Annotated in this window: 16 protein-coding genes; all 16 read left to right on the top strand. The window is 44.8% G+C overall.

The genetic code is table 11. From position 1 onward, the window contains the following. The first annotated feature begins 26 nt into the window (after positions 1-26). The 16 genes from ABE28_RS19265 (at position 27) to ABE28_RS19190 (ending at position 19,227) form a co-directional block, all read left to right on the top strand. Entirely contained in the window at positions 27-1,295 is a 1,269-nt protein-coding gene (locus tag ABE28_RS19265; protein ID WP_064465488.1) for a PTS ascorbate transporter subunit IIC, read from the top strand. A gap of 98 nt (positions 1,296-1,393) precedes the next feature. Further along, positions 1,394-2,239, top strand: coding sequence for a Cof-type HAD-IIB family hydrolase (locus tag ABE28_RS19260; protein ID WP_064465487.1), 846 nt, complete (start codon positions 1,394-1,396; stop codon positions 2,237-2,239). 170 nt (positions 2,240-2,409) lie between these two features. Beyond that, positions 2,410-3,435 (top strand): LacI family DNA-binding transcriptional regulator, encoded by a 1,026-nt coding sequence (locus tag ABE28_RS19255; RefSeq protein WP_064465486.1) that lies wholly within the window; start codon positions 2,410-2,412, stop codon positions 3,433-3,435. A gap of 204 nt (positions 3,436-3,639) precedes the next feature. Further along, complete coding sequence (locus tag ABE28_RS19250; RefSeq protein WP_064465485.1) at positions 3,640-4,419, top strand: SDR family NAD(P)-dependent oxidoreductase; 780 nt, start codon at positions 3,640-3,642, stop codon at positions 4,417-4,419. 37 nt (positions 4,420-4,456) lie between these two features. Next, positions 4,457-5,653, top strand: a complete 1,197-nt coding sequence (locus ABE28_RS19245; protein WP_257390636.1) for an iron-containing alcohol dehydrogenase — start codon at positions 4,457-4,459, stop codon at positions 5,651-5,653. A gap of 4 nt (positions 5,654-5,657) precedes the next feature. Next, positions 5,658-7,091, top strand: coding sequence for an aldehyde dehydrogenase family protein (locus ABE28_RS19240; protein WP_064465594.1), 1,434 nt, complete (start codon positions 5,658-5,660; stop codon positions 7,089-7,091). Between the two features lie 48 nt (positions 7,092-7,139). Beyond that, complete coding sequence (locus ABE28_RS19235) at positions 7,140-7,763, top strand: cupin domain-containing protein (RefSeq protein WP_064465484.1); 624 nt, start codon at positions 7,140-7,142, stop codon at positions 7,761-7,763. A gap of 2 nt (positions 7,764-7,765) precedes the next feature. Then, a complete protein-coding gene (locus ABE28_RS19230; RefSeq protein WP_064465483.1) occupies positions 7,766-8,473 on the top strand; it encodes an alpha/beta fold hydrolase in 708 nt (235 codons plus the stop codon). Next, a complete protein-coding gene (locus tag ABE28_RS19225) occupies positions 8,470-9,243 on the top strand; it encodes an HpcH/HpaI aldolase family protein (protein ID WP_064465482.1) in 774 nt (257 codons plus the stop codon). Before ABE28_RS19230 ends, ABE28_RS19225 begins: the two co-directional genes overlap by 4 nt. 21 nt (positions 9,244-9,264) lie before the next feature. Further along, complete coding sequence (locus ABE28_RS19220) at positions 9,265-10,473, top strand: ester cyclase (protein WP_083232151.1); 1,209 nt, start codon at positions 9,265-9,267, stop codon at positions 10,471-10,473. Positions 10,474-10,676: 203 nt separating this feature from the next. After that, positions 10,677-11,840, top strand: coding sequence for an ester cyclase (locus tag ABE28_RS19215; protein ID WP_218971329.1), 1,164 nt, complete (start codon positions 10,677-10,679; stop codon positions 11,838-11,840). Between the two features lie 406 nt (positions 11,841-12,246). Continuing rightward, complete coding sequence (locus ABE28_RS19210; RefSeq protein ID WP_064465481.1) at positions 12,247-13,521, top strand: nuclear transport factor 2 family protein; 1,275 nt, start codon at positions 12,247-12,249, stop codon at positions 13,519-13,521. A gap of 60 nt (positions 13,522-13,581) precedes the next feature. After that, complete coding sequence (hisD, locus tag ABE28_RS19205; RefSeq protein WP_064465480.1) at positions 13,582-14,835, top strand: histidinol dehydrogenase; 1,254 nt, start codon at positions 13,582-13,584, stop codon at positions 14,833-14,835. Between the two features lie 382 nt (positions 14,836-15,217). After that, complete coding sequence (locus tag ABE28_RS19200; RefSeq protein WP_064465479.1) at positions 15,218-16,426, top strand: MFS transporter; 1,209 nt, start codon at positions 15,218-15,220, stop codon at positions 16,424-16,426. A 24-nt stretch (positions 16,427-16,450) separates the two neighbouring features. Next, positions 16,451-17,815, top strand: a complete 1,365-nt coding sequence (locus ABE28_RS19195) for an amidase (RefSeq protein ID WP_083232150.1) — start codon at positions 16,451-16,453, stop codon at positions 17,813-17,815. A 197-nt stretch (positions 17,816-18,012) separates the two neighbouring features. After that, positions 18,013-19,227: an MFS transporter gene (locus ABE28_RS19190; RefSeq protein ID WP_083232268.1), complete on the top strand. Its 1,215-nt coding sequence runs from the start codon at positions 18,013-18,015 to the stop codon at positions 19,225-19,227. Positions 19,228-19,342 lie beyond the last annotated feature (115 nt).

The raw sequence follows: 19,342 nt of genomic DNA, 5'->3' as shown, positions 1-19,342 counted from the left end.
AATCATAACGAATGGGGGTTGAGGCAATGCTGGAGCTTATCATGAATGATATCTTGGGTACACCATCGATACTGGTCGGTCTGTTTGCGTTAGTCGGCCTGCTGTTACAACGGAAAGCTGCTGCGGATGTTGTATCCGGAACGTTAAAGACCGTTATGGGCTTCATTATCATTGGCGCGGGTGCGGCAGTACTCATTGGTGCGCTGGATATATTCAGTCAAATGTTCGATCACGCCTTCAATGTTCAGGGGGTCATCCCGAATAATGAAGCCATAGTCGCAGCGGCACAAAGTGATTTTGGCACTTCGACAGCATTAATCATGGTTTTTGGTATGGTCGTCAATGTCTTACTAGCTCGCTTCACGCCATTTAAATATATATTCCTGACGGGACACCATACGTTATTCATGGCTTGTTTACTTGCGGTCACCCTGTCTGTCGGCGGGCTTGATGGCGTTGTACTTATCTTGGTCGGTTCGATTCTGTTGGGAGGCTGCATGGTGCTGTTTCCTGCGCTCCTTCAACCATACGTGCGCAAAATCACCGGAAGCGATGATTTTGCAATCGGCCACTTCGGGACGATCGGATATTTCGTTTCTGCAACGGTCGGGAAATGGTTTGGAAATAAGGAAAAGACGACAGAGCAAATCAAGGTACCAAAATCGTTAGGATTCTTAAGGGACACATCAGTCGCTGTTTCCCTTACCATGACGATGTTTTTCGTGATCGTCGCATTGTTTGCCGGCCAGGATTATATTGAAACAAAATTATCCGGCGGTTCGAATTTCATCGTATTTTCATTCATCCAGGCCATTACATTTGCGGCAGGGGTCTACATCATTCTTGCAGGGGTGCGGATGCTGATTGCCGAGATCGTCCCAGCCTTCAAGGGGATCGCGGATAAAGTCGCACCAAACACAAAACCTGCACTGGATTGCCCAACCATCTTTCCGTTCGCACCGAATGCCGTGATCATTGGGTTCCTATTCAGCTTTTTAGCTGGATTATTGTCGATGTTCCTTCTGCCAGTGATTGGATTGAAGGTCATCGTCCCGGGACTCGTTCCCCATTTCTTTACCGGGGCGGCAGCCGGTGTTTTCGGAAATGCCACAGGCGGCCGGCGCGGGGCGATGCTCGGATCATTTGCCAACGGCATCATCATCAGCTTCCTGCCGGCCATACTCCTCGTCTTTTTAGGGAATGTAGGATTTGAAGGTACGACATTCGGCGATTCCGACTTCGGTGTAGTCGGTCTCCTGATCCTCAGTGTCATGAAGCTGTTAGGATTATCCTGACATGTTATACTAATATAAATAAAGGAACGAACCAGCAGCCTATCATCAAGTAGAGAGTGGGCTGTTGGCATTTCCAGGATCGATATTGAGGTGAGTACATGACGATTGAAGCCATTGTGCTGGACTTGGATGGCACAACATTGAACGAAATCAATACGGTGAACGAGACCCTGATACAGTACATAAGCGAACTTAGGGAAAGCGGAAAGCTTGTCTTCATCGCAACGGGAAGAACGCTGGAAGAAGTGAAGGACGTGCTGCCGTCCCACATGCTGGTCGATGCCATGGTGACGGCGAATGGAATGTCGGTATTCATCGGGACCGAACAGATTGTCGAAAACGCTTTGCCGCCCGGGCTTGTGGAGCGATTGGTCGCGAAAGCGGGTGCGGAAGAGATGTATTATGAAGTTCATCCGAACGATGGAGCACGGATGACGTTACGAAAAGATAAAGACTATATGGTTAAACAAGGAATGGTGCAAAAGCCTGCAACCGTCGATGAGAATGAATGGCTCTCAAGACAGGATGCAATGGAAGGGAAAATAAAATGGGTGGAACGATTGGAGACTGGGAGCATCGCCAAAATCTATTTTTTCAGCAATGTAATCCATATCATGGAAAAATGGATTGATGATCTGGAAGGAATCAAGAAGGAGCATGCTTTCACAACAGCATCCTCGACCCACCATAATGTCGAAGTGACGGTGGCAGGCGTCTCGAAAGCAACGGGCGTCCGCCACTTGCTGAAGCATTTCCAGGTCGAACCGAAAAACATCCTCGCTGTAGGCGATGGCGAAAATGACCTTCCGCTCTTTCAATTCGCCGGGCACTGCATTGCCATGAAAAACGCGACTGATCTTGTCAAGGAACAGGCAGATGGAGTGACGGAGTATTCATATAGGGAAGACGGTCTCTATCGTTTTTTGAAGAAAAAGTTTCAATGACCCATAATGGTTTGGAATTAGCCCATTTTAGCGATGGGCTTTTTTTGGCTGATTTCATAACGGGAAGAAAAATTTGTAATATTATGATATATTATAAGCGATGGGTGTCGATGAATGCCCATTTAGTTTATTAGTAAAACGATTTTAGGCGTAGAAAGGATTAAATGAGTATGAAGAGATTGACGACGGAAGATGTGGCAAGAATTGCTGGGGTTTCACAGTCAACGGTTTCAAGGGTGCTGAATGATTATCCGTATATTAAGAAGAATACCCGTGAAAAGGTTCTTGCTGTCATTGAAGAACTGGGGTTCACAAGGGATGAAATTGCCCGAAGCCTTGTCGAAAAAAGAACGAAGTCCATCGGCTTGATATTAGGAAGCATATCCAACCCTTTCTTTGCCGAAACGGCTGAGGTGATCATCGAGAGGGCCCAGGAATTGAAATATGATGTCATCGTATATAATACGGGCCATAAAGATGAGAACCTGGAGCAGGCGATCAATTTGCTGATTGGTAAGCGGGTGGACGGAATCATCCTCACAAGTGTGAGTAAAAACTATACTGAAAAAATTAAGAAATTACATAAGAATGGATTTCCCGTTTTATTGTATAATAGCTCCCTGGACATTGAAGATGTGAACTTTATTGTCATGGACAATAATAAAGGGGCGAGGCTCGCCGTCCAGCACCTATTGGGATTGGGCCATGAAAGAATCGCGAAAATATCTGGACCTTCCAAATACTTAGCGACTTATGAACGAACGATGGGCTATAAACAAGAGCTGGCGGACAATGGATATGCAATCGATGGGGATTTGATTTTCAATAGTGAATTTTCCTATGATGAAATCTATTCATTTACGAAAAAACTGCTCAAGAAAAAGGATAGGCCCACTGCAATCATCGCCGCATCCGATCAAATGGCACTTGCCGTTTTAGGGGCAGCCTCAAGCCTGGACATGAAAATCCCGGATGATTTGTCGGTTGTTGGGTTTGATGATATAAGGCTCGCCTCCAATGAATTCATCGGGCTGACCACCATATCGCAAAAAATGGATCAAATGTCGTTGACGGCATTGGAAAAGCTGATTTATTTGATCGAGCATAAAGAAGAAGCAGCTGAATCGATCCAAATTTTCCTTGAGCCTGAATTGATGATCCGCCGTACAACAGGACCAGCCCCAAAACAAGAATGAGTGTCATGAGCGGCTTTGGGGTGGTCTCAAGTATGTTTGCAGGAAATTTCTCCATAAAAAATAATTTTACTATTTACAAAAGTCAGAAAGTTGGATATATTTTAATTTGTAATCGATCAAATCATTGCATCCCATTTTTGAATACGTATTCAAAAACAAATGCTTTATTTCGGGATTAGCAAAAATCTCCTCGATGAGGTAAAGATGGGTGATAGGTTGGACATCAATCAACTATTTAATTTAGACGGTAAAGTGGCGATCATTACCGGTGCAAGCAAGGGAATCGGCAAAGACTTGGCCAAAATCCTTGCACAGGCCGGAGCACATATCGCCATAGTTGCCCGCAATAAAGAGCAACTCGAAGAAGCTGCACATGAAATTGAGCGAATGGGTGTGGATGTTTTACCCGTACCCTTTGATTTAACGAAGGTGGAAGACACCGCACAGATAATGGAAGGGATATATGAGCACTTCGGCAGGATCGACATTTTAATAAATAACGCCGGAATCAATGTGGCAAAGCCAGCAGAAGAGCTGACACCACAGGATTGGGATAAGGTGCTGGACATTAATTTAAAAAGTGTCTTTTTCACGAGTCAAGCAGCAGGCAAGTATATGATCATGCGGAAACAAGGGAAAATCATCAATATGTCCTCGCAGATGGCATTCGTCGGCTATTACAAGCGGGCAGCCTATTCCTCCAGCAAGGGGGGGATTACCCAGATGACGAAAGCGCTGGCAATAGAGTGGGCACCGCATCAAATCAATGTCAATGCCATAGCCCCAACCTTCATAGAGACACCGATGACTAAGCAGATGTTTGAGGATGAAGCCTTCAAACGCGAAGTATTGGGCAGGATTCCTCTCGGCAGGCTTGCTAAAACGGAGGACCTATTCGGCGGTGTGCTCTATCTGGCTTCAAAAAGTTCGGATATGATGACAGGCCAAACCTTGGTGGTTGATGGCGGGTGGACTGTCTGGTGAGTTTTTTTGAATACGTATTCAAAGGAGGAAAATGAACATGTCAGTTAATCAAAATAGACAACAAATGATCCATGATTTTCGAATGCCGGCCGTTTTCCGCTTTGGTGTTGGAGCATTTGCGACGCTCGCGAAAGAAATTGAATCGCTTGGTGCCAGGAAGGTTGCCATCGTTAGTGATAAGGGGCTTGAAAAGGTGGGCGTTGTCCAAAGGGTGGTAGATCTCATTGAACCACTTTCCGTGCCAACCGTCACTTATACGAACATTGCCGGCGAGCCAACGTTTCAGCTATTGCAAGATGCGGTCGAAACGCTTCAAGCCGAAAAGTGCGACTTGATCATCGGAATTGGCGGGGGAAGCGCGCTGGATGTCGCCAAAGCAACCGCCGCTTTATGCGGAAAATCAAATTTGGCGCCTTATTTAAGCGGAGAGGAAACGATCGAATCAAGGACGGTGAAATGCATCCTTCTGCCGACAACCTCCGGAACAGGGTCGGAAGTGACGATGAATGCCATATTTGGCGATGAAGAGCAGCAGGTTAAAAGAGGGCTTGTAAGTCCGGTGTTCCTTCCGGACGCAGCCATCATCGATCCCGAGCTGACCGTTTCCTGTCCGTCTCGGGTGACCGCGGCATCAGGGGTGGATGCGTTTACACATGCGATTGAATCGTATATCGCCATCAAGTCGACACCGCTCACGAAGGTTTACTCAGAAAGGGCCATGAAGCTATTCACTTCGAACATTACTGGAGCTGTCCACAATGGAAGCGACCTAGAGGCACGGGTGGGGATGAGTTGGGTAAGCTCGCTCGCTGGCGTAGCTCTTGCAAATGCGGGAGTTGGGGCGGTTCATGCACTCGCCTATCCTTTGGGCGGTACATTCCATATTGAGCATGGGGTTTCGAATGCTCTCTTGATGCCATATGTTTTCGAAGTGATAGGCAAAACATGCACGAAGGAAATGGTGGATGTCGCATCCTTTCTACAGCTGGGTGATTTCAAGTCACAACCGAATGAAGCATTAAAGGCCGTTGTCGATTATATGCATCAGCTTCTTGACGACCTGGATCTGCCTCACACGTTAGCGGAGCTTGACATAGGAGAGGATTCGCTGCCGATGATGGCAAAGCAGGCAGCGAAAATTGATCGCCTGCTATCGAACACCCCTTACCAATTGAATGAACAAAAGATTCTGGGAATCTATCAGAGTGCCTTTAAAGGACGGGAGGGAATTTAAGTTGATTGGGACAGATTCAGATAAAAAGAAATTATTCATCGGCGGCGAGTGGAAAGAGGGGAATGATCACTACAATCTGCTATCTCCTTATTCGGGAAAGGTGATCGCACAAGTCCCTTTGGCAGAAAAGGACGCCGTATTAACAGCAATCGATTGTGCCGAACGTGGTGCAAAGGAAATGAGAAAGTTAACGGCGCTTGAACGTTCAACCATTTTGGAACGCGCAGCAGCACTATTTCAGGAGAGGCTTGAGGAATGCGCCTTCATCCTTACACAGGAAAATGCCAAGCCCTTAAAGGCCGCAAGAGGGGAAATTCTCCGCACGATCGAGACATATAAGTTTGCGGCGGAGGAAGCAAAACGGATTCATGGTGAAACGATCCCGATGGATGCCGCTAAAAACGGGAAAGGCCGTTTTGCTTATACGAAGCGTGAGCCTCTTGGTGTCATTGCTGCGATCACACCCTTTAACTTTCCATTCAATTTAGCCGCACATAAGCTTGGTCCTGCGTTTGCTGCAGGTAACGCAGTCATATTGAAGCCAGCGTCACAAACACCGCTAAGTGCAATCATGGCAGCGCAAATCTTTGAAGAAGCAGGCTTGCCGAAAGGAGCGCTTAATGTCGTCACTGGAAAAGGGAGCGTCATTGGCGATGTGTTGGTCACTGATCCAAGGATCAAAATGGTTACGTTTACAGGAAGTGTGGAAGTTGGCTTAGGAATTAAAGAAAAAGCGGGCTTGAAGAAGGTGACATTGGAACTGGGCTCCAATTCCGCTGTCATCATCGACAGTGTCGATGACCTGGATGCCGTTGCAGCGCGCTGTGTGGAAGGTTCCTTTGCCTATTCAGGACAAGTGTGCATCTCGATCCAGCGAATATATGTACAAGAAGATTTACATGAAGCATTCCTGCAAAAGTTTGCGGAAAAGGCGAAGGAGCTAACATTTGGCAATCCGGAGTCTGAAGATACGGACCTATCCGCTTTGATCCACATTAATGAAGCGAAACGCGTTGAAGGATGGATTGAAGCGGCACGGGCAGCAGGAACTGAAATCGTCCTTGGCGGAACAAGGACAGGTGCAGTCCTTCACCCGACCATCATTAAGAATGCCAAGCCTGCCGAGGCATTGAGCTGCCAAGAAGCATTTGCGCCGATCGTTTCAGTGAACGCCTATAAAACATGGGATGATGCCATCGATCTTGTGAATGATTCATTATATGGCCTTCAGGCAGGTGTGTATACGACCTCCATGCCAAAAGCGTTCGATGCCGTTGATCGGCTTGAAGTCGGCGGTGTTATCGTCAATGACATCCCCTCCTTCAGGGTTGATCAAATGCCATATGGCGGTGTGAAAAACAGCGGCACGGGCAGAGAAGGGGTTAAGTATTCAGTTGAGGAAATGACGGAATTGAAGCTTGCCGTCTTCACTCTTTAAATAGATTGAAATGTAAAAAAATAATGAACGTGGAAGGGGAAAATGAAAATGACAGTACAAGAGCCAAAAGTGAAAAAAGCGGTAACGAATGAGGAAATGGAAAACAATTGGATCGTCCGTTTCGATGAAATGAAACCAAAGGGAATCCCGTTAATGTTCATTGATAGCATCATTCCAGGACATCAACGCATCAACTACACATTAATCGGAGATACAGCAAGTGAAAATGATAATTTCACACCGGAAATCACCGAGCCGCATGGTTTTCAAATCGGAATGGTGAAAGCCCAAAAAGGCAATGGCCCGGCATACCATACGCATGATTACATTGAATCATTCCTTCCTCTATCAGGAAAATGGCGATTCTACTGGGGAAAAGGACCGGATGAAATTGAAGGGGAAACGATCATCAATCAATGGGACTTGATTTCTTTACCCCCGGGTTTATGGAGAGGCTTCGAAAACATCAGTGAAGAAGATGCCTGGATCTTTGCCGTCTTGGAGCAGCATCAAGTATTTGATGGAAAAGACCCTTACTGGTCGCCAAAGGTGATTAAAGATGCCGCTAAATATGGCTTCCACGCCAATGAATTAGGAAAAATGATTAAACCCGATAACTTCGAAGAACTTGAAAAGGAAATCGCCGATAAATTGAAAATGGGTGAAAAATAAGCATGCAAAAGGTACCGCTCATTCTGCTTCCGGGAACGCTTTGTGATGAACAGTTATGGGAATCGATGAATCTATCAGATCTTGCTGATGTGAAAGTCTATGATGTCTCCAAGGCTGATACAATAGAAGGAATTGCCTATGGGATATTAGCAAGTGCACCCGAACGGTTTGCGCTTGCAGGCTTATCATTGGGCGGCATCATCTCTCTTGAAATCATGCGAATCGCACCGGAGCGGGTCATAAAGCTAGCGTTGCTTGATACGAATCCAAACCCTCCCCTTCCTGAACAAATCTCGGGTTGGGAGAGGTTTATCGAAATGACCAATGACGGTCAATTCCTCGATATACTGCACAACCACCTGCTGCCGGTGTTAATCCATCCAGACCGAAGACATGATGAAGCATTCGTATCAAAGATTATCGAGATGGCTGAAAAAGTTGGTGAAGAAGGTTATATCAATCAGTTAAAAGCCGTGATGACGCGCTCTGACCAACGTCCCATCCTTTCTACCATTCAATGCCCGACCATGATTATAGTAGGAAAGGAAGACGCGGTATGTCCCGTTCATATGTCTGAATATCTACAAGAAAATATCCCTGACGCGAGATTGGAAATCGTATATCAATCAGGTCATTTAAGTACGTTGGAACAGCCAGAAAAAGTAAGCGCTCTATTAAGGGATTGGTTAACGAAGGGTGAGGAAAGATGATGAAGAATGCCACAAAGGAAAAAATAAAACGCGGGGAACAGGTTCTAGGTGCATTTTTAGGGATAAATTCCCCTCCTTTAGTCGAAATGCTTGGGTATGCAGGCTTCGATTTTGTCCTAATAGATGACGAGCATGGTGCATTCAGTCCGTCAGAGCTTGAAAACATTATCCGTACGGCAGATTCTGTTGGGGTTGATCCGATCGTCCGGGTTTCCTATGACCCCTCCAGTATCCAAAAGGCTTTAGATCGCGGCGCAAAAGGTGTCCAAGTACCGATGGTCAATACGAAAGAAGAGGCACTTGAGGTCGTAAAAAGAGCTAAATTCCCTCCATATGGGAATAGGGGTGTATCGTATTCAACCAGGCCGGCTCGTTACGGCAAAGAAAGTGGAAAACCCTATTTAGATGAGAGTAATGAAAATGTTATGATAATTGTGCATATTGAAACGAAAACGGCAGCCAGCAACTTTGAAGCCATTGCCACAGTGCCTGGAATTGATTTGGCCTTTATCGGCTCGACGGACCTCTCAGTCAACATGGGATATCAGTTAGAAGGTGCAAGTCATCCTGACGTGCAAAAGGTCATAAACCACCTGTTCACACAAGGAAAAGAGCTCGGTGTGCCAATTGGTACGGTTGCCGGTAATAGCGCTGCTGCAAACGATGCTTTTGATAAAGGCGCCCAATACGTTGGAGTCATATTGAATAATGTCATTACGTCTGCGCTAAATGAGGTAGTCTCAAGCAAGGCCAAGCAATCTGTTAAATGAAGTTGAAGAGGTGTTAATGGGATGACTAAATTCACAGAGACCACCGATGTGAACGAGGAAAAGGCTTCCGTACAATCAGCCGCGCCAAGGAATATACGAAATTCCGATAATGGGAAAATCCATTATGGATATAGTGAAGAGGTTAATAGATTAGGATTTCATGATTTCAATGAGTATAGTAAAAAACTGGATCGCAAACAAAGCATGGATGGTTTTGATCCACAGTACGTAAACATAGTGGACTACATCATGAAAATCACTCATCAAATTTGGGAAGAACGAGGCATTGGTATTATTTACAAAACGTACCATAATAATGTCACCATGCATTGTGGGTCTTTGAATCTCCAAGGAATGAACGCAGTCATCTCCAATACCCTGCAAACATTACATGCCTTTCCAGACAGGAGATTAATAGGGGGAAACGTTGTTTGGTCTGGGGACGATAAAGCTGGGTTTTATTCCTCCCACCGAATTAACTCGACTGCAACGAATTTAGGGGACTCGACATTTGGGGCTTCGACTGGTAAAAGGGTGAACTTCAGGACCATTGTGGATTGTGCCGTACACTCGAACCGGATCTATGAGGAATGGTTAGTGAGGGATAATCTTCATATTGTTCAGCAACTCGGACTTGACCCTCATGAAGTAGCGAGAGGTCTGGCAAAAAATTCAAAACTTAACGGATCTTCCTTACAACTCAACTATGGCTTAAGCGAGACGATGAATGGTCAATTGATGCCAGCCTTATTTGAACCAAAATCCCCTCAATTCGAAATTGGCGAGTTCATTTTGGATTTGTACAATAAGATTTGGGAGTGGCGTTTGTTTAATCAACTAAATGAATATTACGCAGATCAAGCAGTGGTTCATTATATTTGCGATAAAGACCTTGTTGGCTACGATCAAATTCAAGGAATGCTCGTTAGCCTTTTTGCATCCTTCCCGAATGCTAAGTTTTTAATGGATCGTGTCACCTGCAACCCAATAAATGATAATGATGCTTGGGATGTATCGGTAAGATGGCGCCTCCAAGGATTGCATGAAGGAATAGGCTACTTCGGACAACCTAGTTGGAAACCGGTCGAAATTCCAGGTATTACTCAACTGAGAGTAATCGATGGAAAAGTAGTTGAAGAGTGGATGACTTTTGATGGGTTGGATGTCCTTAAACAGATTAACTTGAACACAGATGATGATATAGAGATGTCCCCTCTTTATGAACAATAAGGTATGGGGACAGCGATCCTTCAATCAAGCAAGAGCTTTTATGGGGATAAGGCTATGAATGGAATGCAGCCCTAAGATCGAGGTTGCTGGATATACAAGAAAATAATCATTTGATGAGAAAGTCGTAGGGGATGGATGTTTGAAAACAAGTTCATGCCGATCAAGGAGCAGAGGCATAACAAATGTATGGGGATGTGTGAAAATTGACAAAAGTAGATGATAGTAAAGTAGTGATGGAAAAGAAAGAATCACTAGACTTTAATACCACACATAATAATATAGTTTTTCAGGACAAGGTTTTTTACGGAGATAATGCAGAAGTCAATCGTTTAGGCTACGCGGATTATAACGAATATTCGAAGAACACGACACGAAAACAAAGCATGAGAGGCTTCGATAAAACCTATGTAGACATTGTCGATTATATTGTGAAATGCACCCATCGGATTTGGGAAGAAAATGGTTTTGGCTTGATTTATTCGCACTACCATAATGAGTCGATTGTACATGCAGGATCACTTAATCATTATGGAATCAATCATGTCCTGTCAAACTCCATTCAAATGCAGCATTCTTTTCCGGATCGAAAGATAGTAGGGGAACAAGTCATTTGGTCAGGCAACGACCAAGATGCCTTTTATACCTCTCACCGCAGCATGTCATTGGGGACAAATCTAGGAGCGACAGGTTTCGGACCGGCGACAGGCAAAAGGGCATCTTTCAGGGTGATTGCAGATTGTGTTGTTCATTCTAACAGAATCATAGAAGAATGGCTTGTAAGAGATTATCTCCATATAGTTATACAGTTAGGATATAATCCGGTCGAGGTTGCTAAAAACCTTGCACGAACCTCTCGGAAGCAGTCCAGTTTCGGGAGACCTGAAGTGACGGAAGGTCAATTCATGCCAGAGATATACACTAAAAAGCATGAATATTTCGAAATTGGAGATTTTGTTTTAGACATGTACAATAAAATTTGGGAAATGCGATTATTTAATCATGTAAAAGATTTTTACGCGGATCATGCAGTGGTACATTACATTTGTGATCAAGATATTGTAGGGCATAAAAGAATCCAAGGATTGCTTGTTAGTTTGTTTGCATCGTTTCCAACGGCGAAGGTGATCTTGGAAAGAGTTACATGCAATCAAGGTGAATTCAATAAAGAGTGGGATGTTGCTGTAAGGTGGAGATTGCAAGGTATTCATGAGGGAATCGGGACGTTCGGTCTGCCTAGTGGAAAGCCTGTTGAAATTCTTGGCATTACTCATCTAAAAGTTCGCAATGAAAAAATTGTTGAAGAATGGATCGTATTTGATGGGATAGACGTATTACGGCAAACCTTTTTAGAGGATGAAACGAATTGATGGATGCATGTTCCCCGATTCCTCATTCTTGAAGTGGCTTTCAAACGCCCTACTATAGTAATACGAAAAGGAGCCTTCTATTTACTTTTAGGGGAAGAGTGATGAAGGCTCCGCTTTTGAATTTTTTTTATTTACATTAGTTAGAAAATTGTTTATATTCGATAATATCATTTGATTTTGAATACGTATTCAAAATCAAGATTTCCCTGATGATGCAAAGCCTGTTGAACAGTTGATATCACTAGTTCGTGATTATGTACTGACAGCAAGGAAAAATGAATAAACCAGAAGAATTTGAAAAGGAAATCACCGGTACCAAGTGGGGCAAAAATAAAGATAGACGAAGAACGGCTTGCATTTGAAATAAAGGAAGCTATAACTCTATTAAAAAGGATGGTTTTCCACTATGGCAGAAAAAAATTCAGGTTCAATCGAAATGGCGGTAAAAGAGGAAAAAGCAGGTTCAGTGAATGTCGCTCCAAAGGAAGGAAAGGCAGCAAGGAAAACGAGTCACCCAGACAAGAAATCGCCCAACTACATCTTCTATGCAGATGCCGATGAGGTGAATATGCTGGATACGAAGGATGACTCTGATTATATAAATATAGAGGAGATGTATCAAAAGAAACAGCGGATGAACGGTTTTGACCCGGAATACAATAACATCGTCGATTATATCGTGAAAATCACGCGTCAAATCTGGAAGGAAAAAGACATCGGACTGATTTACGATACGTATAGCACAAGTGTCTCCGTTCATAAAGGGCTGATCAATAGTCATGGGGTCAATGAAGTCATATCAGGCACGCTGCAAACCTTGCATGCGTTCCCCGATCGGAAAGGGTTGGGGTGGAGTGTCATCTGGTCCGGGAACGATGAAGACGGTTTTTTCACCTCACATCGGGGACGGTCGGTGGCGACGAATCTTGGAGATAGCTTATACGGTCCAGCCACAGGAAAGAAAGTGATGTTCAGAACAAGCGCCGATTGTTTGATCTTGAATAATAAAATTCACGAAGAGTGGCTTGTTATGGATACGTACCACCTTGTATTGCAGCTTGGTCTGGATCCAGTCGAGGTGGCTAAAAAAATGGCCAAAAGCACGCTGAAGCTTGCACCAGCAATTCAATTCGGCTTTAAAGAGACAGCCGAAATGGGGCTTCCGCCAAAGGTGTTCACCCCATCCTCTGATGAATTCGAGATAGGCGAGTTCATGCAGCTTGTATTCAACCGCATCTGGGCAAGGCGCTCCTTTAACTTCGTCCGTGAATATTATGAGGAAAATGCCGTCGTTCATTATGTCTGCAATAAGGATGTCATCGGGGCGAGTGAAATTCAAGGGATGTTCATGAGTTTGTTCGCCTCCGTTCCGAATGGGAAAGTGATCGTGGAACGAGTGACGTGCAATAAACGCGGATCGGAAAGTGACTGGGATGTAGCGGTGCGCTGGAGAATCCAAGGGATGCACGAAGGAACAGGATACTTTGGTGCGCCTAGCGGAAAAGCCATTGATATTGCTGGCATCAGCCATTATAAGATCCGTAATGAAAAAATCCTCGAAGAATGGTTATTGTTTGACGGGATGGAAGTATTACGACAAATCCATTTGCCGACAGAACAAGATTCGGAACAGCATGCAGGAGCGGCAGTGGATGATGGGAACTTTACCGGCGTATCATGATTCACTGAATTTAGCGGCAGTTCAGCAGTCTTTCAATGACACGATTAGGAGGAAAACGAGATGGAGTATATGAAGAAAGCGGAAGTGCTTGAACAGACATCTTCAAATGATGTGGAACAAACGGTAAAGTCCATAATTGAGCATGTAAAAGCGGGTGGCGATGCGGCCGTACAGGAATACGAAAGGAAATTCGGCCAATCCGATCGTCCGGTCCGGGTAAGTGAAGAAGAGAAGGAGCGCTGCATAAGGACGCTGCCGGATGAGGTGAAAGTACTGATCGACCGAGTCGTGGATAGGGTTTGTGAGTTTGCCCAAGCGCAGCTGAGCTGTCTCACGCCATTCGAAAAGGATTTTGGCGAAGGAATTAAAATGGGGCATAGAATCGTCCCGATCGAAAAGGTAGGCGCCTACGTACCAGGAGGGAGATTCCCTTTATTGTCATCAGGACCCATGGTCGTTGCCCCGGCCAAGGTAGCCGGAGCGAAGAGGATCGTTGCAGCTAGCCCGGCCAATTATGAAGGCGGCATCCATCCAGCTGTTTTATATGGATTGATTCGTTCCGGTGCGACAGACATTTTTGCCATTGGCGGTGCCCAGGCAATCGCTGCGATGGCGTATGGAACGGAATCGATTCCCGAAGTGGATATCATCGCAGGTCCAGGAAACCGCTTTGTGGCTGAAGCGAAGCGCCAAGTGTTCGGCAAGGTCGGCATTGATTTGATTGCAGGACCGAGTGAGGTCATGGTTTTTGCCGACGATTCCGCATCGCCTACGAAAATCGCGGCAGATCTGCTTGCCCAGGCAGAACACGATCCGTATGCGCGGGCGATTCTTGTTACGACTTCCCGGGCAGTTGGCAAGGAAACGGAAACCGAAGTCGCACGAATCTTGAAATCCTTTTCACCTTCATCTCCTGCCCATGAATCATGGGAAAAAAGAGGCGAAATCATTTTTGCGGATACCCTGCAGGAAGGTCTGGATATTTGCAATGACTATGCCATCGAGCATTTACATCTGCATATCGAAAATAGCCGGGATTTGATGGACAGGTTATATAATTATGGATCATTGTTCCTCGATGAAGGCAGCTCCGTCGTCTTCTCGGACAAAGTTTCGGGGACGAACCATACCTTGCCGACGCAAAAGGCAGCAAGGTATACGGGCGGATTATGGGCAGGAAGCTATGTGAAGGTCATGACACATCAGGAAATCACAGGACAAGGCATTCAATTCCTGGCCTCCCATGCGGAAGACCAATCACAAATCGAAGGATTGGAAGGGCATAAGCTATCGGCAACGGTCCGGCTAAAATAATATGAAAAGGATCATAGGCAAGCTCGGTTTTAATCGAGCTTGTCTATAACCTTAGACTTGCAAGTGTTAAGCAAACACGTGCATGGGATACTGTCTTTTGTTTACCGATCTTTGGCGATGAAATTTTCGCCGGATTCCATTATAGGGTACCCGACATAATGACGAAGATTAATCCTTGTTTACAAAAAACGTGTCTGCGTTTTGAATGTCAGATTATACCTTCAAGAATGAACATGTTTTTTGTGGTAGTTGTGATTATGGGATAGGGCTTAACTTTAACGTATTCGATAAAAGTCATCTGGCATCAAGAAATTACGAGTCAGTTCAGCTGCTCGTTTACTTTGTGGTAAATACAAGGGAAAAATATCAATGAGGTGACCTAATGAACAAAGTCCATTTCCAATCGAATATTATTTTATTTTTTATCATAACGGTACTCTTCTTTATTAGTATTTCCGCCTTCGATCCATTCATTTCATCGTATGCCAAAGATTTAGGGATCGCACCCGCAGTGATAGGCAGCGTAATGGGAGTGACGGGGCTTGCATCCATGTTCTTCCGTTTCCCGCTTGGGATATTCTCGGATATATTGAACAAAAGAAGGCTGATAATTCAAATTGGGCTGTTAATTACAATCATTGGTTGGTTGATCGCTTTTATCGAACCCAACGCTGCCACTTTATATCTCGCGAAATTCTTGGATGGTGTAACGGGAGCTACATGGGTTCTTTATACTGTGATGTTCGCTTCTTATTTCGGCGTTCATAATTCCGCAAAAGCTGTGGCTTTCTTAACTTTGGCAGATTACATTGGAGCTTTAGCAGGCTCGGTGATAGGGGGAATTGTAGCCAATAGTTACGGATATTCCTATTCCTTTCTAGTTGCCGTCATTGCTGCTGCCATCGCCTTTGTTTTAACGTTCTTTTTAGAAGAGAAAAAGGTGTTAGTGAAAAAGAAGAAACAGGATATAAAGCAAATCGTCAAGGAACAGATGACCGATAAAAACTTATGGCTTTTATCTCTGCTGGCGATCATAGCCCTCATGGCTTCTTTTGGGATGAGAGTCACCTTTACACCCCTTGTCGCAAGAGATTTAGGTGCTGATGCGATTGCGCTAAGCTGGCTATCCAATACATTTTTAATTGCAGGAGGAATTGCTGCCGCATTATGCGGAGGCTTTTTTTATAAAAAATTAGGGTTAGTGAACACGGCTGTTCTAGGGGCGGCATTACAATGCGTCGTTGCCATACTGACACCATTTACTCCAAATCTGCTTTTGCTCTTTGGTTTGCAGGCGTTTTCCGGTATCGCTTTTGCATTGAATTTTACGGTATTGATGTCTTTAAGCATTATGAATATTCCCGAACATAAGCAATCTACAAGAATGGGCTTTTTCCAAAGCGTGTTTTCGTTTGGAATGTTTTTTGGTCCCGTTTTGATGGGGATATTGACAGAGGCTTTCTCAAGAAGTTTCAGTTTTATCATAATAGGAATCCTGTCAGCGTTTTCAGGAATAATAATAAAGCTTTTCATAAAAACGAAAACGATTGGAAACCAGAGCTCAGTCTCCGAAATCGATCAAGTCGGTTAATGCAAATGGAAGGGGTGGTGCACATTGATCGTAACGATAAAAGAACTGATGGAAGGATATAAAAAGAAACAGTTCTCCCCGACGGAAATCACAAAATGGTATTTAAATAGAATAAGAGAATTAAACCCAAAGATACATGCCTACATCACAATAACGGAAGAAAAGGCTTTAGATCAGGCGAAAAAGGCGGAAGTGAAGCTGAGCGCAGGAGAAGCGAGTGGCTTGTTAGGCGTCCCTATTTCTTATAAAGATTCCATTGATACAAAAGGTATCTTAACAACCAGCGGCTCAATAATCGATGAGAAGCGAATCCCCGCTGAAGATGCTGAAGTCGTTACAAAGCTTGAACAAGAGGGCAGTATTTCACTTGGTAAAACGAATATGTATGAATATGCATTTGGCATCACCTCCCAAAATCCTTTTTTCGGTGATGTCATAAATCCGTGGAATAAGGATAAGACTGCAGGCGGATCAAGTGGAGGTTCAGCAGCAGCTGTAGCAGCCAATCTTTGCTTAGGTTCAATCGGTACCGATACTGCAGGTTCCATTCGTGTGCCAGCAGCTTGCTGTGGCGTTGTAGGCATAAAACCTACATATGATTTGGTTGGCATGAAGGGAATGACCCCGCTATCGTGGACCTTGGACCACGCAGGACCTATTTCAGGAAACGTTGAGGATACAGCGATAATCATGCAAGCCCTAACGAACATCCCTTTCACAAAGGCATGCCTGAATGGACTGGCAGGATTGAGGATCGGTCTCCCGACACATTATTTCAATGAAACTATGGAGCATGAAGTCAGGAGCATGTACGAAAAGGCAATTCGGCATATGACCGAGCTAGGAGCTGTCGTAGTAGAAATAGATACCTCTTTTTTAACGGATGTAGTAAGAATTGCAACGACATTTGGGACGTCTGAAGTGGGGGTTGTTCACAAAGAACGAATCCAGACTGCATTCCACCTTTACAGTGAAGGTGCACAAAAAACATTCGAAAAAAGTCGGCTTATTTCTGCCTTTGACTATTTAACTGCTATGCAAACAAGGGCAGAATGGACTCGCAGATTTTCGGGAATCTTTACGGATATCGATGTGATGATGACCCCTGCGATGCCTATAGTGACACCTGACGTACAGGCAGAAGGAGTGACGATCAATGGGGCAATCGAATCTATCGGGGATTGTATGATTCGGTACACGAGTCCATTTAACATCACTGGGCACCCCGTGCTCTCGATGCCTGCTGGTCTAACAGGAACGGGAATCCCCCTCGGATTACAGTTAGTCGCTAATCACGATAGAGAAGATCTCTTATTTCGTGCTGGATATGCGTATGAGCAATATGCCTTGACAAGCTTTTACTCTGAGCGGCACCTTCAATTGAATTAAACAAAGAAGCATTCGTTGAGCCAGTTCATCCAGAAAAAACTGGACGGATAAAAGAATGGGAGAGACGAGTCCAATGAGAACGCGGTTAAAATGAGCTGTTTTCGCCTTTGGAAAGTATATGGGGAATATGTGTAAACATTAATGACATAGCCTTTTTCTGACCATAGGGATGAAAGGGGAATGAGAGGGTGGAATATATGAACCGCACCAATAAATTGAACAATCGAAAAGAAACGATTTTATTCTTTATCATTAGCTTATTGTTCTTTGTCACCATTACGGCCTTTGACCCATTTATCTCCTCTTACGCTAAAGAACTTGGGTTCGACTCCGTAGTAATCGGCAGCATCATCGGGATTTCGGGAATTGTCGCATTATTGACCAGACTTCCATTGGGTGTGCTTTCAGACATGATGCATAAACGGAGATTGTTCATCCAGGTGGGGCTGCTGGTCACGATCGTCCTATGGACGTTAGCCTTTTTCATTCCGAATGCAACGACCTTGTATCTCGGGAAGATTTCAGACGGACTGACAGGTTCGACGTGGGTCATTTATAACGTCATGTTCGCTTCCTATTATGGGGTGAAGGAAGCTGCGAAGGCTGTCGCCATATTGAGCGTCGCATCGCCGATTGGCTCGATCCTCGGTACGACGACCGGTGCGTTGGTGGCCAACAGTTATGGCTATCGTTATAGTTTCCTGGTAGCTGTTGCCGCAGCGATCCTTGCGTTGATATTAACCTGCTTCACGAAGGATTTGAGCGTAAAGGATATCAAAGTGAAATACGACAAGAAAATACTGGTGGAGCAAGTCACCGATAAAAAAATCTGGATCATTTCCGCCTTGGCAACGGTTGCCTTGATGGTGACCATTGCAACGAGGGATACGTTCACTCCTCTTGTTGCAACGGACCTGGGGGCCAATCCCTTGATGATCGGCATGCTGGCAAACACGCATCTGGTCATATATGGGGTAGCGGCAGCATTATGCGGAGGCTTTTTTTACAAAAAGATCGGGTTGGTGAAAACGGCGTTCATAGGTGCGGCGTTACAAGGGGTGATCGTTATCGCGATTCCCTATGCCCAAAGCCTGTCCATGCTTTTCCTCCTGCAAGCATTTCAAGGCTTTGGATACGGCTTGATCTTTACGGTCGTCACCTCCTGGGCCGTCGAAAACATACCGGAAATCAAGCAATCCACGAGACTGGGCTTGTTCCAAAGCCTCTATTCCGGGGGGATGTTTTTGGGCCCTGTTCTTATCGGGATCTTGATTGAAATGTTTTCTAGGACGACCGGCTTCCTTATCATTGGCATCTTGTCGATCGTGTCCACGATTCTGATTAGAGGAACAGTAAAACCTGCCGCCGATGAAGTCTATCCTTTTGAGGAAATGATGATGGAAAGAAAATGATAACGCATACATCGTTGGAGAAAGGGCAAACCCCTTAATGGGTTTGCTCTTTTTATGCATGTGAAGCGTCAGGGAAATGATATGATGAATCCAGATATAAGTTCATTTAAAGGAG

The organism is Peribacillus muralis, assembly GCF_001645685.2.
Lineage (GTDB): Bacteria > Bacillota > Bacilli > Bacillales > DSM-1321 > Peribacillus > Peribacillus muralis_A.
Note: the sequence above shows the minus strand (reverse complement) of the source record. Positions and strands in the feature narration are given on the sequence as shown.